Below are 14,980 nucleotides of genomic sequence, written 5' to 3'. Positions count from 1 at the left end.
CGGCACCCTGGCAATGCCACCGAGGATCATGAGGTTGCCGGCCAGCGGCCGGCACTACCGTTTGCGGGGGCTTACGGCCCCGGCGGCAAGCGCACTTCGAAACGGGCGCCGCCCAGTTCGCTGGAACGGCCGACGGCCAGTTCGCCGCGGTAATCCTTGATCAGGTCCTGCACGATCGACAGGCCGATGCCGTGGCCCTGCACGCGCTCGTCGCCACGCACGCCACGCTGCAGCACCTTGCCGATGTCGTCCGGGGCAATGCCCGGGCCATCGTCGTCCACCGCCAGCAGCAGGCCTGCGCGGCGCGCGTTCGGTGCCGGCAGCGGCTGCGCGGTCAGCAACACGCGGCGGTTGGCCCACTTGAAGGCATTTTCCAGCAGGTTGCCGAGCAGTTCCTGCAGGTCGCCCGGTTCGCCGTGGAAGCGCGCGGCCGGGTCGATGTCGAATTCGCACAGCACGCCCTTGGAGGCATAGACCTTTTCCAGGCCGCGCACGATCTCCTCGGCGTTGGATTCAATCGGCAGCGGCGCGGAGAACAGCTTGTGGCCCGACGACGCAGCACGTGCCAGCTGGTACGAAACCAGGTTGTTCATGCGCTGCAGCTGCACATCCAGCTCTTCGCGCAGCGCGCCATCGCCCGCGCCGCTGTCCATCTGCGTGCGCAGCACCGCAATGGGCGTCTTCAGGCTGTGTGCCAGGTCGGCCAGGGTGTTGCGCTGGCGCTCGAGGTTCTCGCGCTCGCTTTCAATGAAGGCGTTGATGCTGTCGGTCAGCGGTTCCAGCTCGCGCGGGTGGCGCTCGCTCATGCGCTCGGTCTCGCCGCGCTGCACCTTGGTCAGCTCGGTGATCACCCGACGCAGCGGACGCAGGCTCCACTGCAGGATGACGGTCTGCAGCAGCAGCAGGATCAGGCCGATGCCGCCCAGGTAGAACCAGACACGGCCACGGAACACGCGCAGCTGCGCACCCAGCGCGCGCGAGTCTTCCATCACATAAATGGTGTACGGGAATTCGGTGGCCGGGTCGGCGTCGGCGTCCCACACCAGGCCCAGGCCATAGCGGTACACCGAGCCCTGGCTGCCGTCGATCTGGATCATCGGCAGCGGGCCTTCGAACACTTCCTGGCGCGGTGCCAGCAGGCCGCCGCCGACGGTGGGCAGCATCGGGCCTTCGGCGGACATCGAATTGCCCTTTCCGTGCGGCATCACCACCTGCAGGTACAGGCCACTGCCCGGCACGTCGAAGCGCGAATCCGGCGGCTGCTCGCGGATGTACAGCGAGCGGTCGCGGGTGAAATCGATGCCGGCCGCGTAGGCGGTGGCGTAGTTCTTCAGGCGCTCGCGCAGGTTCGCCTTGGCCGTATCGGCAAAGGCGGCGTCAAGCGCGTAACCGGCCAGCGCCAGGAACGCGACCAAGCCCACGGACGCGGCAAGCATCTGGCGCGCCTGCAGGGAGCGCGGCCGCCAGCGTCGGAAGAACCACAGACGGCCGGACATCATGGTGTCGCCAGGCGGAGCCGGCTCAGCCCTCGTTGCGCGGGATCGCGAAACGGTAGCCGCGGCCGCGCACGGTCTCGATCGGCTTCAGTTCGCCATCCGGGTCCAGCTTCTTGCGCAGGCGGCCGATGAACACTTCCAGCACGTTCGAATCGCGGTCGAAGTCCTGCTGGTAGATGTGCTCGGTGAGGTCGGCCTTGGAGACCAGTTCACCGGCGTGCATCATCAGATACTCCAGCACCTTGTACTCGTAGCTGGTCAGGTCCACATTGCTGCCAGAGACGCTGACGGTCTGGGCGGCGAGATCCAGTGCAACGGGACCGCATTCCAGCGTCGGCTTGCTCCAGCCGGCGGCGCGGCGCAGCAACGCGTTGACGCGGGCAAGCAGCTCTTCGACGTGGAATGGCTTGACCAGGTAATCGTCGGCACCCTGCTTCAGGCCCTCGACCTTGTCCTGCCAGCTCGAACGCGCGGTCAGGATCAGCACCGGGAACTTCTTGCCTTCGTCACGCAGGGCCTTGATCAGCTCCATGCCCGACATCTTGGGCAGGCCGAGGTCGATGATGCCGACATCGAACGGAACTTCACGCCCCATGTAGAGGCCTTCCTCGCCGTCCTGCGCAGCATCGACGGCAAAGCCTTCGCGCTTGAGCCGGGCTGCCAGGGTCTCACGCAGCGGGGCTTCGTCTTCGACCAGAAGGATACGCATGAACTCTCCCTAGTGTCCTGGGTGTGGCCCGGAGGCCTGTGGGGTACGGGTTGATAGCGACAACTATCCCTGTTCAGGGGTTATCGCCGCGTAGTGATGACATATCCGACCGCGGCGTGCGCGGCTGTGAACGCGACGGGGCGGGGTCGTCCATGTAGCGGACACGGCCCCGGTCGTCCATGTACTTCACCCGGTTGATGTCACGACCATCGAACGGCACGCGCTCGGCGCCGAGGATGTGGCCGCCGGTGGTGCGCTGCACGCGGCGCACGGCGTCGGACAGCGAGCGCTCGTCGCCACGGCCACCGCGCTCGCCGCGCTCCATCATCTCCGCGCGCCCCTGGTCGCCGCGCGGCGGCTGCTGCGCAAGCGCCGACGACAGCGGCACAGCCGACAGCGCCACGCAGGTGGCCAGGGCAATGCGGCGATGGAAGGGAGCGGAAGACATCGATGCGATCCTAGCCGAGCACGGCGATTCGTTCAAAAGTCGTAAATCCGGAAGCCGGGTGCGGGACCCGGCCTTTACAATTCCTTTGCAAATTCTTGGTTTGGGGCAGTGAATCCGATCTGAACTTTTCCGGGCGATGCCGCGAGTTGTTCATCTAGGTGAACATTCGGGACGAAAGCGCTGGCCTTGTCAAGTCAGGAATGTGACTGCGGTCACGCTGCGGCGCGATCAGCTTCGCGTTCGGTGACCGCCAGCGCCTGCTCGAGCAGGGTCCAATCCGCACCGGGGCGGTGTGCGCCCTCGCTCAGCACCTGGCGGAATGCGCGACCACCGGGCTGGCCATGGAACAGGCCGAGCAGGTGGCGGGTGATGTGCTTCAGCGCCAGGCCTTCGCCCAGACGCGCCTCGACGTAGGGGCGCAGCGCGCGCAACAGGTCACCACGGGCCTGCAGCGGGGCGCCGGTGTGCAGCGCCTCCAGCTGATGCAGCAGATAGGGGTCGTGATAGGCCGCCCGGCCCAGCATCACACCATCGACGTGCGCGGCCTGCGCCTGTACCGCCTCGATGCTGGCCAGGCCACCGTTGATCACCACCGGCAGTGCCGGGCGCTCCTGCTTCAGGCGGTAGGCCCAGTCGTACTTCAGCGGCGGAACCTCGCGGTTCTCCTTCGGCGACAGGCCCTTCAGCCACGCGTTGCGCGCATGCACCACCACCATTGCCGCACCAGCGGCGACCTGGCGGTCGACGAAGCTGGCAAACACGTCGTAGTCGTTGTCCTCGTCCACGCCCAGGCGGCACTTCACCGTTACCGGGATGTCGACCGCATCGACCATGGCCGCCACGCACTCGGCCACCAGTACCGGCTCGCGCATCAGGCAGGCGCCGAAACGCCCGGCCTGCACGCGGTCGGACGGGCAGCCGCAGTTGAGGTTGACCTCGTCGTATCCCCACTCGGCGGCAATGCGCGCAGCCTGCGCCAGCAGGGCCGGATCGCTGCCGCCCAGCTGCAGCGCCAGCGGCTGTTCGCTGCGGTCGAAGCCGAGCAGGCGCTCGCGGTCGCCGTGGATGACCGCGTTGGCGTGCACCATCTCCGTGTACAGGCGTGCACCCGGCGCCAGCACGCGATGGAACACGCGGCAATGGCGGTCGGTCCAGTCCATCATCGGGGCAACGGACAGGCGCAGGGAATCAGCGTAACGGGCGGTGGCGGACGTCATCGGGGCGTTGATCGTGGAGACTGGCATTGCCAGTGAGATCAATAGTTTACACCGCCCGGCTGAATGCGCCCGGTCAGTCGCGCGGCAAGCGCCGGTTGGGCCCGCTTCCGGCTGGCGGCCGGGGTGGGCTGGGCGGTGGCAGCGGACGCTTCCTGCCCTCGGGGAGCTTGGGGTTTGCGTTCTCCATGGATACGACCAGCTGGTCCAGTGGTGGGTTGGAACCCTTCCTCAACTTAGCCATTGTCTGTCTCCTGGAGAATCTCGACCCATTGCACATCCACCGCGTGAATCAGTATGCCATCGAGCTGCGGAAGCTCCACCACGGCGGGGTTTGCCAGCGGATCCGCACCTTCATCTGGCGGATCCGCATCCACGAGCCAGGCCGGCATCTGCATGTAGAACTGTCCCGCAGCCGGGCTGATCGGCCACTCCTTGGGGTAGCCGGTCAGTCGACGGCCATCCTTCAACTGCAGCACCACGAAAGCAGGACGCGTACCGAGCACGCAGTACCACTCGCTGGGGTGGGACGTCCGCGTGGTGAAGCCTGCGCGGCGGAGACCCGCGTGGAGAAAGTCCTTGTTCGCAGCGAGGGCCAATCCTGTCCCCAGCAGTCCGGCGAGGACAAACCCCCAGAGCAGGCTGCTGGTCTCGGTCCAGATCCCCAGCACAAAGCAGCGACCAGCCAGCAGGAGCATCAGTTCGATGAACTTGACCAGCGCCTGGACTACGAAGGTAAATACCAGCGCTTCCACGGTCCTTTCGAACTGCGGTGGCTTGGGGTGTGAAGTCAGCCCGTAGAACACCCAGGCTGCCAGGAAGCCCGGCAGCAGATAGGTCAGCAGCGTGGTGGCGTTGTTGAACAGCGTATCCATTCCGGAAGAAGTACTCCGTCGTGAGGATCACAACGGAGCACGATCGCGGCGATTCTTCCACCCTGGGCAGGGTTCACAGGCCACAGATGCAGCAACCGCAACAGCAGCCATGAAGCCGCAGTGATGCAGTCGCAGCCTATAGCGTCAATGTGCGCTATCGAACGGCACCGTCCAATGCCCTGCACTACATCGCTCGGGGAAGCTCGACCAAGCTGGTGGTCTGCCATGTGAGGTACAGTCCAACGCGTTGCAGGTTGCAGACACTTTCCTTGGATTCGCAATGAGCAGGCTGAAGACGATTCCCTTCGATCCCGCAGACTATCTGGACGATGACGTCGCAATCGCCATCTATCTGAGCGCCGCCTTGGCGGCTGGTAATGCAAGCCATTTTCAGGAGGCGCTTGGAACAGTGGTGCGAGCGCGCGGCACAGGCAGCAATGCCGAAGAATCGGGTCTTGGCCGCGAGAACATCTAGGTAGGCGCGTACCGGGCTCGCTGGGCATCGCCCGGCGCTACCCATGCAACGCAGCAGGTCGTGCAGGATCGGGGCCCACCGAGCTGGGCACAGCGATCACACAGCTGTCGTCAAATGCGACATGTTCTGACGCCAGCCCCCATTGCACCTTCCTTTTCAGCCGATAGGCTTCAGTACAGCGCACCGGCATACCCGTTATGGCATGCCCCACCTGCAGTCATCTTCCCGCCCATGTTCGCCTCGTGAGGCCCAATGAAAAGGCAAGCTTTGGACACCGCCTTCGCCTCAATGAAGGACGCAGGATTTGTGCGCAACGGGCCGACCTTCATGAGAGTGCGCGAGCATTTCGTAGATGTTCTTTCACTGCAGACCAGAAGCGACGGCAAAGCACTCGCATTCAATGTCGGTGTGCTCGCCCGCTTCATCCCGGGGCGTTGCAAGGATCAGACCACGAACCTCAACAACACCGACTGCGACGTGAGCTGCAGGGCCGCTCCCCCAGGGAAAAGCGACCATTGGATAAGCGTTGAACAGGACGCTGAACTGCTCAAGACCGAGGTGGATGCTCTTTTGACGGAGAATGCCCTTCCCTTCTTTTCGCAGTTCCAGGACATCGATTCCATCTGTGGAGCGTTGACGATCGCGGCCATTCAGGCCGACTTGACGCCGGCACACTTCAATTCGGTCACGCGCGTCCGCAGGGCCCTGCTATCTGCCCTTTCATGGCAGGCCAAGGATGACACCGAGTCTGCCAAGGCGCTGGCCACATATGGACTCTCCATCTGCAATGGCGCTACCGCACTGAAAAGCCGATTCAGGAAAATTCTGGAGGCTTAGCCGCCCCCAGAACCAACCGGGGCATTGAAGCACTACCACTTCAGTGCGCGCTGCGCGCGCCACCGACCTGCTCGATCAGCGTCTGGCTGGCCGCATTGAGCCCCACCACCGTCACCTCCGCACCGTGCGCGGCCAGCTTTTCCTGCGCCCGCTCCAGCGCGGCCACAGCAGTCAGATCCCACAGGTGGGCATCGCGCAGGTCAATCTGCACCTTCGGCGCCACGTGCTGGTAATCGAACGCCGCACCCAGCTGCCCCGCCGAGGCAAAGAACACCTGCCCACGCACGCGGTAGACCTGCGTGCCACCGGCATCGTCGCGCTGCACATCCAGCATGTGGCCCACCTTGCGCGCGAAGAGCAGGGCCGACAGCAGCACACCGCTGAGCACGCCCTTGGCCAGATCGTGGGTAGCCACGGTGACCACCACGGTCAGCAGCATCACCGCAGACGAGCTGCGCGGATGCGTGCGCAGGTCGCGCAGCGAGCGCCAGCTGAAGGTGCCGATGCTGACCATGATCATCACCGCCACCAGCGCAGCCATCGGGATCTGCCGCACCAGGTCGCTGCCGTACACCACCATTACCAGCAGGAACACGCCGGCCACCAGGCAGGACAGGCGGCCGCGGCCACCAGAGGTCACGTTGATCACCGACTGGCCGATCATCGCGCAGCCAGCCATGCCGCCGAGGAAGCCGGTGACCGTGTTCGCCACGCCTTGGCCGACGCATTCGCGGTTGCGTTCGCTGGGCGTCTCGGTGATGTCCTCGACAATCTGCAGGGTCATCATCGATTCGAGCAGGCCGACCACGGCCAGCGTGGCCGACACCGGCAACAGGATGCGCAGCGTTTCCCATGTGAGCGGCACATCGGGAATGAGGAAGTGTGGAAGGCTGTCTGGCAGCTGGCCCATGTCGCCGACGCTGCGCACGTCGATGCCGAAGCCGATCACCACGGCGGTGAGCACCACGATCGCGACCAGCGGCGAGGGTACGGCGCGGGTGATACGCGGCAGCAGGTAGATGATCGCCAGCGCGGCGGCGCACAGCACGTAGACCGTAGGGCCGCGGCCAATCAGTTCCGGCATCTGCGCGAGGAAGATCAGGATCGCCAGCGCGTTGACGAAGCCGGTGATGACCGAGCGCGAGACGAAGCGCATCAGCGAGCCGAGCTTGAACACGCCCGCGAGCACCTGCAGCAGGCCGGCCAGGATGCTGGCGGCGAACAGGTACTGCAGGCCGTGGTCCTTGACCAGGTCGACCATCACCAGCGCCATCGCACCGGTGGCGGCGGAGATCATTCCGGGGCGGCCGCCGGCGATGGCGGTGATGACGGCAATGGAGAACGCCGCGTACAGCCCGACCTTGGGGTCGACGCCGGCGATGAGCGAGAAAGCGATGGCCTCGGGAATCAGGGCCAAGGCGACGACGATGCCGGACAGCAGGTCGCCACGGAGGTTGCCGAGCCATTGCTGGCGCAGGGGGTAGGACGTTTGCATGGAAAAACTCCGCGCGCACGCGGGCGTGGCCGCGCGGCGCTGCAGTGGAAAGACACGGGTTCCTGAGCCGGGCGGGCCGGCTGCCGATGTGCGGCAAGGGTCAGGGTGGCGTGATCACTGCAGGCGGGCGTCGGTACGTAGGAGGGGCGCAGTCTACGGGAAGCGGCCGCACGAAGGTAGCGCGACCGGCCGCGAAAGGCCGCGGGGCATGGCGCCGCTCTACAATCGGGGCATGGCTACTGATCGCCCGCAGTTCTTCGACCCCGCCACCGAACAAGGCGTGCTGCGCCTGTCGATCGCCGCCTCGCTGCTACTGGCCGCCGCCGCAGTGGTGTTCGGCCTGCTGGCCAATTCCTCGCTGATCATCTTCGACGGCATCTACGGCCTGATCGACGTGGTGATGACCTGGCTGTCACTGCTGGTGGCGCGGCTGATTGCGCTGTCCACGCAGACCGATGCGCTGCAATCGCGGCTCAACCAGCGCTTCACCATGGGCTTCTGGCACCTGGAGCCGATCGTGCTGGGGGTGAGCGGCACGCTGATGATCGGCGCGGCGCTGTATGCGCTGGTCAATGCGGTAGATGCACTGATGTCCGGGGGCCGCCACATTGCGCTGGGCCCGGCCATCGCCTTCGCCGGGCTGTCCATCGTCGGCGAAGGCGCACTGGCATGGTTCATCCTGCGCGCCAACCGCCGCATCGGCTCGGCGTTCATCGCACTGGATGCGAAGAACTGGGTGATCGCGGCCAGCATGTCGGCCTGCTACCTGCTGGCTTTCCTCGGCGGCGTGCTGGTGCAGGGCACGTCCTGGGCCTGGGTCGGGCCGTACATCGACCCGGCCATCCTTGCCTTCGTCTGCGTGCTGGTGATGATCGCCCCGCTCGGCACCGTGCGCCGGGCGCTGGCCGGCATCCTGCTGGTCACCCCGGCGGAGCTGCAGGCGCACGTGGATGCCGTGGCACGCGCGATCGTGGCCAAGCATGGCTTCGTCGAGCACCGCAGCTACGTGGCGCAGGTGGGGCGAGGCGAGCAGATCGAGCTGTTCTTCGTGGTGCCGGAAAACGACCCACCACGGCCGCTGGTGGAATGGGACCAGCTGCGCGACGAGATCGGCGATGCGCTGGGCGAGGCCTCGCCGGACCGCTGGCTGACCATCATGTTCACCACCGACCGCGAGTGGACGATCTAGGCCGACAGGACGATCGATCAAGTTTTTCGTACGCCCTGCAACCCAACGTACGCGGAAAGCGGGCAAAGTAGGCTCCAACGCACCACCCACCCACCGACCAGGAGCATCCCGATGTCCATCGAAAAGGTTCTGTACACCGCCCAGGCCACCTCCACCGGCGGCCGTGAAGGCCGTTCCGTCTCCTCCGACAACGTGCTGGACATCCAGCTGTCGACCCCGCGCGAGCTGGGCGGCGCCGGTGGCCCGGGCACCAACCCGGAACAGCTGTTCGCCGCCGGCTACTCGGCCTGCTTCCTGGGCGCGCTGAAGTTCGTGGCCGGCCAGGCCAAGGTCGCGCTGCCGGCCGACACCACCGTGACCGGCAAGGTCGGCATCGGCCAGATCCCGACCGGCTTCGGCATCGAAGCCGAGCTGACCATCAACGTGCCGGGCGTGCCGCGCGAGCAGGTGGAAGAGCTGGTGCAGAAGGCGCACATCGTGTGCCCGTACTCGAATGCCACCCGCGGCAACATCGACGTGACGCTGGTCGTGGCCTGATGAGGTGATGCCGGCCAGCGGCCGGCACTACTCGAGCGAGGGAAAAAAATGGGCGGATGCCGGTCGAAACCGAACATCCGCCCATCCCACCTTCGTTGTCCCACAGGGGGCATGAGGTTGCCGGCCAGCGGCCGGCACTACCAGGTCACTTCTCGCTGGTGATCAGCTGCACGACGCTGGAGAAATCCAGCTTGCCGCGGCCAGCCTGGTGGTTCATCGAGTACAGGTTGCGGGCCACTTCGCCCAGCGGGATCGAGGCGCCGACACTCATCGCTGCTTCCACTGCCAGGCCCATGTCCTTCAGCATCAGATCGCTGCCGAAGCCACCGCTGTAACCGCGCGACGCAGGCGCGTTTTCCAGCACGCCCGGCCACGGGTTGCACACTTCGGTGGCCCAGCTGCGGCCAGTGCTGACCGCCATCATCTGCGACAGCACCTTCGGGTCCAGCCCGTGTGCCACGCCCAGCGCAATGGCTTCACCGGTCACCGCCATGATCACGCCCAGCGCCATGTTGTTGCACAGCTTGGCAACCTGGCCGGCGCCGCTGGCGCCCACGTGGAAGATGTTCTTGCCCATCGCCTGCAGCACCGGGCGCGCGCGTTCCAGCGCGTCCTCCTCGCCACCGACGATGAAGGTCAGCGTGCCGGCCTGGGCGCCTGCGGTACCACCGGAGACCGGTGCATCGATCATCTGCAGGCCACGTGCGGCGGCGGCCTCTGACACCTTGCGCGCGCTGGCCGGTGCGATCGTACTGCAGTCGATGACCAGTGCGCCCTCCGGGATCGCGGCCAGGATGCCGTCGTCGCCCAGGTACACGCCTTCGACGTGACGGCTGGCTGGCAGCATGGAGATCACCACTTCGGCGTCGGCCAGGGTGTCGCGTGCCGACGACGCAGCACTGGCACCGGCGTCAACGGCGGCCTGGACCGCGGCCGGAACCAGATCGAACACGCGCACGCTGTGGCCGTTCTTGACCAGATTGGCGGCCATCGGGCCACCCATGTTGCCCAACCCGATGAATGCAATGCGGCTCATGCAAGGCTCCTTTCAACAAGGGGAGAGCGCAGGTCGGCCAGCGGATGCGCGGCATCGGCCCAGGGGGAAGCAAAGAAGGTGTCGGCCCACGCGCCGGTGGCCCCGGCCAGGGTGGCCGGGTTCCACTGCGGATTGCGATCCTTGTCGATCAGCAGCGCGCGGATGCCTTCGGCGAAATCGCCGTGGGCGGCGCAATGCAGGGCGACGATGTACTCCAGGCGGTAGATCGCGGCCAGATCCTGGCCGGCGCTGCGACGCTGAAGCTCGAAGGCCAGCCGCGCCGAACCCGGCGCACCGGCAGCAAGGGTCTTCTGAGCCGCCTGCAACCAGGCGTCGTCGGTCTGCAGGCCGGTAATGCGCGCCACGATGGCCTGCAGGTCATCGCCTTCGCACAGCGCCTCGACCTGTGCCGCATTGGCCAGCAGTGGACCGGTCGCAGCATCACTGGCATGCGACTGCAGCAGGTGGGTCAGGCGTTCGTGGTTGTGTGCGGGGTGGCTGGACCAGGCCACCTGCAGCAGCGCATCGAACACTGCACTGCGGCGCTCTTCGGCCACGTGCACATCGGCCAGGCCGGCATAGATGGCATCGCCCGGGTTGAGCAGTGCACCGGTCAGGGCCAGGAACAGGCCGCCCTTGGCCGGCACCCGCGGCAGCAGCCAGCTGCCACCGACATCGGGGAACAGGCCGACGGTGATTTCCGGGAAGGCCAGCTTGGAACGTTCGCTGACCACGCGGTGGCTGGCACCGGACATCAGGCCGATGCCGCCGCCCATCACAATGCCATGGCCCCAGCACAGGATCGGCTTGGCGTAGGTGTGGATGAGGTAATCGACGCGGTATTCGACGTCGAAGAACTCGGCAGCATAGGCGTTCTGGCGGATGTCGCTGTGGCCGGCCTCGCGGAAGGCGACCATGCTCTTGTACAGGCTGTGCAGGTCGCCGCCGGCGCAGAACGCCTTTTCACCGGCGCCCTGCAGCACCACCATGGCGATGCCGTCGTCGTCGGCCCAGGCATTCAACTGCTTCAGCAGCAGGTGCGCCATCGGCAGCGAGAAGCCGTTGAGCGTGCGCGGCGCGTTGAGCGTGGCGATGCCGATGCGCGTGCCATTGCCGGCCACGCGCTCTTCGAACAGCACCGGTGCGTCGTCGGCAGCGGTGTCGGTGCTCATGCGTTCTTCCACTGCGCGGTGCGCTTTTCCAGGAAGGCGGTCACGCCCTCGACCTGGTCGGCGGTGTCGAACAGGTCGACGAAGGCTTCGCGCTCGGCCACCAGCGCCGAGGCGTGGGTGCCGGTGCGGGTAGACTGCACCAGGGTCTTGCAGGCGGCGATGCTGGTCGGGCTCTGCTTGCCGGCCTTCTTCGCCCATTCCAGGGCCAGTGCCTTGGATTCGCCCTTGCCGACCTTTTCTTCGGCCAGGCCAATGCGCAGTGCGGTCTCGGCATTGATGCGCTCGCCCAGCAGGATCATGCGCTTGGCCCAGCCCTCGCCGACCAGGCGCGGCAGGTTCTGGGTGCCACCGGCGCACGGCAACAGGCCGACGGTGGCCTCCGGCAGCGCCACCTGGGCATGGTCTTCGATGATGCGCAGGTCGCAGGCCAGTGCGCATTCCAGGCCACCGCCCATGGCGTAGCCGTTGATCGCGGCGATCGACACGCCACGGAAACCGGACAGCGCTTCGAAGGCTTCACCGAAGCGGCGCGCGGCCTCGCGCGCAGCGGCCTTGTCGCCGGAGGCGAACTGGTTGAGGTCGGCACCGGCGGAGAAGAACTTCTCGCCGTCACCGGTGATCACCAGCGCGTAGATGTCGCGGTCTGCGTTGAGCGCGCCCACCAGGTCGCGCAGCGCCGACAGGCTGTGCACGGTCCAGGTGTGCGCCGGCGGGTTGTTCAGGGTGACCACGGCGGTGTGGCCATCGACCTCCACCTTCAGGCCCACGTGCTCTTGGGTACGCCAATCCTTCATCGCAGTTCCTCTTCGGTGTTGAGCAGGTGACGGGCAACGATTACCCGCATGATCTCGTTGGTGCCTTCCAGGATCTGGTGCACGCGGCAGTCACGCAGCAGGCGTTCGATCGGGTATTCACGGATGTAGCCGTAGCCACCGTGGATCTGCAGCGCTTCGTTGCAGACGCTGAAACCGGCATCGGTAGCGAAACGCTTGGCCATCGCGCACCACACGTTGGCGTCGCTGGCACCGGCATCGAGCTTGCGTGCGGCGGTGTGCACCATCTGCCGCGCGGCCACCAGCTGGGTGACCATGTCGGCCAGCTTGAACTGCAGCGCCTGGAATTCGGCCAGCGCCTTGCCGAACTGGCGGCGCTCGCCCATGTAGCGGCGTGCGGCATCCAGCGCACCCTGCGCGGCACCCAGCGAACAGGCGGCGATGTTGATGCGGCCGCCGTCGAGCCCCTTCATCGCCAGTTTGAAGCCGCCGCCTTCCTCTCCCAGAAGGTGGCTGACCGGCACGCGGACGTTTTCGAAGGTGATGCCGCGGGTGGGCTGGCTGTTCCAGCCCATCTTCTCTTCCTTGCGGCCGAAGCTGATGCCCGGCAGGTCCGCCGGCACCGCAATGGCGCTGACACCGCCGGCACCGGCACCGCCGGTACGCGCCATCACCACCAGCAGCTCGGTGGCACCGGCGCCGGAGATGAAGGCCTTCGAGCCGTTCAGCACATAGAAGTCACCGTCGCGCACGGCGGTGGTCTTCAGCGAGGCCGCATCGGAACCGGCGCCCGGTTCGGTCAGGCAGTACGAGGCCAGCTTGTTGCCCGATGACAGGTCGCTGCCCCAGGCATCGCGCAGTGCCGGCTGGCCCCACGTGGACACCATCCAAGAGGCCATGTTGTGGATGCTGATGTACGCCGCCGTCGACGGATCGACGCTGGCGAGCTCCTCGATGACGACGGTGGCGTCCAGTCGGCTCAGGCCGCTGCCGCCCACTTCCGGGTCCATGTACAGACCGCAGAAGCCCAGTTCACCGGCCTTGGCGATCGCCTCGCGCGGAAAGATGCCCTCCGCATCCCATCGCGCGGCGTGCGGCGCCAGTTCGGCCAGTGCGAAGTCGCGCGCAGCCTCGCGGTACGCCTGCTGTGCTTCGTCCAGTTCCGTCGTCATCGAGTGGCTCATGGCTGCTCCTGCCGTTACTTCAGGCTGATCGTGGTGTTGACGCCGTGGCTCAGCGTCTCGTCATCGAACCAGCGCGCGGTGACCGTCTTGGTCTGGGTGTAGAACAGCACCACCTGCTTGCCGTACGGGCCCAGGTCGCCCAGCTTGGAGGCGCGCGAACCGGTGAACGAGAACAGCGGCACCGGCACCGGGATCGGCACGTTGATGCCGACCTGGCCGACGTCGATGTCTTCCTGGAACTTGCGCGCGGCAGCGCCGGACTGGGTGAACAGTGCGGTGCCGTTGCCGTTCGGGTTGCTGTTGACCATCGCGATGGCGTCTTCCAGCGTCTCTGCTTCGAGGATGACCAGCACCGGCCCGAAGATTTCTTCCTGGTAGATGCGCATGTCGGTGGTGACACCGGCAAAGATGGTCGGGCCGACGAAGTTGCCCTTCTCGAAGCCATCGACCTGCGGCTTGCGGCCATCCAGCACCAGCTTGGCACCCTGCTCCACGCCCGAGGCGATCAGGCCTTCCACACGCTCGCGGGCGCTGCAGGAGATGACCGGGCCGACGTCGGTGCCGGCCACGGTGCCGGCACTGACCTTCAGGGTCTTGGCCTTTTCAACCAGATCCTGCACCCAGTTGCGCGCTTCACCGACCAGCACCAGGGTGGAGGCGGCCATGCAGCGCTGGCCGGCCGCACCGAAGGCGGCGCCGACCATCGCGTTGAGGGTCTGTTCCTTGTTGGCGTCCGGCAGCACCACGGCGTGGTTCTTGGCGCCCATCATGCACTGCACGCGCTTGCCGGCCAGCGAGGCACGGTTGTACACGTGGGTGCCGACGCGGGTGGAACCGACGAACGACACGGCCTTGATGTCCGGGTGGTCGCAGATCGCGTTGACCACTTCTTCGCCGCCGTGGACGACGTTCAGCACGCCCTTCGGAATGCCGGCTTCCAGCGCCAGTTCGACCAGGCGCATGGTGACCATCGGGTCCTGCTCGGACGGCTTGAGGATGAAGGTGTTGCCGGTGGCGATCGCCATCGGGAACATCCACAGCGGAATCATCGCCGGGAAGTTGAACGGGGTGATGCCGGCGCACACGCCCAGCGGCTGCATGATCGTGTAGGTATCCACGCCATTGGCCACGTTGTTGGCCAACTCACCCAGCTGCAGGTTGCCGATGGCGGCCGCATGCTCGACCACTTCCAGGCCGCGGAACACATCGCCTTCGGCGTCGGGCAGGGTCTTGCCCTGTTCGGCGGTGAGGATGTGGGCCAGCTCGCTCATGTTCTCGCGGATCAGCTGCTGGTACTTCAGGAAGATGCGCGCGCGGGTGCCGATCGGGGTCTTGCGCCAGGTCTTGAAGGCTTCCTTGGCGGCGGCGACGGCGGCGTCCACTTCCGCGGTGGTGGCGAACGGCACCTTGGCCAGCACGTCCTGGGTGGCCGGATTGATCACGTCCTGCCAGTGGGAGGTGGCCGATTCGATGAACTGGCCATCGATCAGCATGCGGATACGGGGCGCTTCAACAGTCATGACGACAATCCCACGGGCTC

The 14,980-nt window shown here is 66.2% G+C and carries 15 protein-coding genes; 4 read left to right on the top strand and 11 right to left on the bottom strand.

Translation table 11 applies throughout. The features are described 5' to 3' along the window. Positions 1-71 precede the first annotated feature (71 nt). From BN1263_RS04260 to BN1263_RS04240, 5 genes are all read right to left on the bottom strand, one after another. The gene (locus tag BN1263_RS04260; RefSeq protein ID WP_032953760.1) at positions 72-1,496 is read right to left on the bottom strand and encodes an ATP-binding protein; all 1,425 of its coding nucleotides are present in this window, start codon (positions 1,494-1,496) and stop codon (positions 72-74) included. Between the two features lie 25 nt (positions 1,497-1,521). Further along, positions 1,522-2,205, bottom strand: coding sequence for a response regulator transcription factor (locus BN1263_RS04255; RefSeq protein WP_053520384.1), 684 nt, complete (start codon positions 2,203-2,205; stop codon positions 1,522-1,524). Positions 2,206-2,278: 73 nt separating this feature from the next. Next, positions 2,279-2,653, bottom strand: a complete 375-nt coding sequence (locus BN1263_RS04250) for a hypothetical protein (protein WP_058979781.1) — start codon at positions 2,651-2,653, stop codon at positions 2,279-2,281. Between the two features lie 212 nt (positions 2,654-2,865). Next, the gene (gene dusA / locus BN1263_RS04245) at positions 2,866-3,897 is read right to left on the bottom strand and encodes a tRNA dihydrouridine(20/20a) synthase DusA (protein ID WP_058979779.1); all 1,032 of its coding nucleotides are present in this window, start codon (positions 3,895-3,897) and stop codon (positions 2,866-2,868) included. Between the two features lie 206 nt (positions 3,898-4,103). Then, entirely contained in the window at positions 4,104-4,742 is a 639-nt protein-coding gene (locus tag BN1263_RS04240) for a DUF6338 family protein (RefSeq protein ID WP_058979776.1), read from the bottom strand. 280 nt (positions 4,743-5,022) lie between these two features. Between BN1263_RS04240 and BN1263_RS19965 the strand changes: the two genes are divergently transcribed. Together BN1263_RS19965 and BN1263_RS04235 are read left to right on the top strand one after the other, a co-directional pair. Continuing rightward, positions 5,023-5,217: an addiction module antidote protein gene (locus BN1263_RS19965; protein WP_227844238.1), complete on the top strand. Its 195-nt coding sequence runs from the start codon at positions 5,023-5,025 to the stop codon at positions 5,215-5,217. Positions 5,218-5,484: 267 nt separating this feature from the next. Then, positions 5,485-6,054 (top strand): DUF4304 domain-containing protein, encoded by a 570-nt coding sequence (locus BN1263_RS04235; protein ID WP_058979775.1) that lies wholly within the window; start codon positions 5,485-5,487, stop codon positions 6,052-6,054. A gap of 40 nt (positions 6,055-6,094) precedes the next feature. Here BN1263_RS04235 and BN1263_RS04230 read toward each other — a convergent pair whose 3' ends face one another. Beyond that, on the bottom strand, positions 6,095-7,549 hold the full coding sequence (locus BN1263_RS04230; RefSeq protein ID WP_058979773.1) for a SulP family inorganic anion transporter: 1,455 nt from the start codon (positions 7,547-7,549) through the stop codon (positions 6,095-6,097). A 208-nt stretch (positions 7,550-7,757) separates the two neighbouring features. Between BN1263_RS04230 and BN1263_RS04225 the strand changes: the two genes are divergently transcribed. Both BN1263_RS04225 and BN1263_RS04220 read left to right on the top strand, forming a co-directional pair. Further along, positions 7,758-8,738: a cation diffusion facilitator family transporter gene (locus BN1263_RS04225; RefSeq protein WP_058979770.1), complete on the top strand. Its 981-nt coding sequence runs from the start codon at positions 7,758-7,760 to the stop codon at positions 8,736-8,738. A 111-nt stretch (positions 8,739-8,849) separates the two neighbouring features. Then, positions 8,850-9,275: an organic hydroperoxide resistance protein gene (locus BN1263_RS04220; protein ID WP_005411948.1), complete on the top strand. Its 426-nt coding sequence runs from the start codon at positions 8,850-8,852 to the stop codon at positions 9,273-9,275. Positions 9,276-9,420: 145 nt separating this feature from the next. Here the strand turns inward: BN1263_RS04220 and mmsB are convergent, their stop codons facing one another. From mmsB to BN1263_RS04195, 5 genes are read right to left on the bottom strand one after another with little or no spacing between them, the layout of a single operon-like run. Further along, complete coding sequence (mmsB, locus tag BN1263_RS04215; RefSeq protein ID WP_019661847.1) at positions 9,421-10,311, bottom strand: 3-hydroxyisobutyrate dehydrogenase; 891 nt, start codon at positions 10,309-10,311, stop codon at positions 9,421-9,423. Continuing rightward, positions 10,308-11,483 (bottom strand): enoyl-CoA hydratase/isomerase family protein, encoded by a 1,176-nt coding sequence (locus BN1263_RS04210; protein ID WP_058979768.1) that lies wholly within the window; start codon positions 11,481-11,483, stop codon positions 10,308-10,310. The genes mmsB and BN1263_RS04210 overlap by 4 nt, the downstream gene beginning before the upstream one ends. Beyond that, positions 11,480-12,277, bottom strand: a complete 798-nt coding sequence (locus BN1263_RS04205) for an enoyl-CoA hydratase (protein WP_058979766.1) — start codon at positions 12,275-12,277, stop codon at positions 11,480-11,482. Before BN1263_RS04205 ends, BN1263_RS04210 begins: the two co-directional genes overlap by 4 nt. Continuing rightward, the gene (locus BN1263_RS04200) at positions 12,274-13,440 is read right to left on the bottom strand and encodes an acyl-CoA dehydrogenase family protein (RefSeq protein WP_058979764.1); all 1,167 of its coding nucleotides are present in this window, start codon (positions 13,438-13,440) and stop codon (positions 12,274-12,276) included. Before BN1263_RS04200 ends, BN1263_RS04205 begins: the two co-directional genes overlap by 4 nt. Positions 13,441-13,454: 14 nt before the next feature. After that, complete coding sequence (locus BN1263_RS04195; RefSeq protein WP_019661851.1) at positions 13,455-14,960, bottom strand: CoA-acylating methylmalonate-semialdehyde dehydrogenase; 1,506 nt, start codon at positions 14,958-14,960, stop codon at positions 13,455-13,457. Positions 14,961-14,980 lie beyond the last annotated feature (20 nt).

It is taken from the genome of Stenotrophomonas thermophila, assembly GCF_001499715.1.
Lineage (GTDB): Bacteria > Pseudomonadota > Gammaproteobacteria > Xanthomonadales > Xanthomonadaceae > Stenotrophomonas > Stenotrophomonas hibiscicola.
The sequence above is the reverse complement of the archived record's forward strand: the minus strand, read 5'-3'. Positions and strand labels throughout refer to the sequence as shown.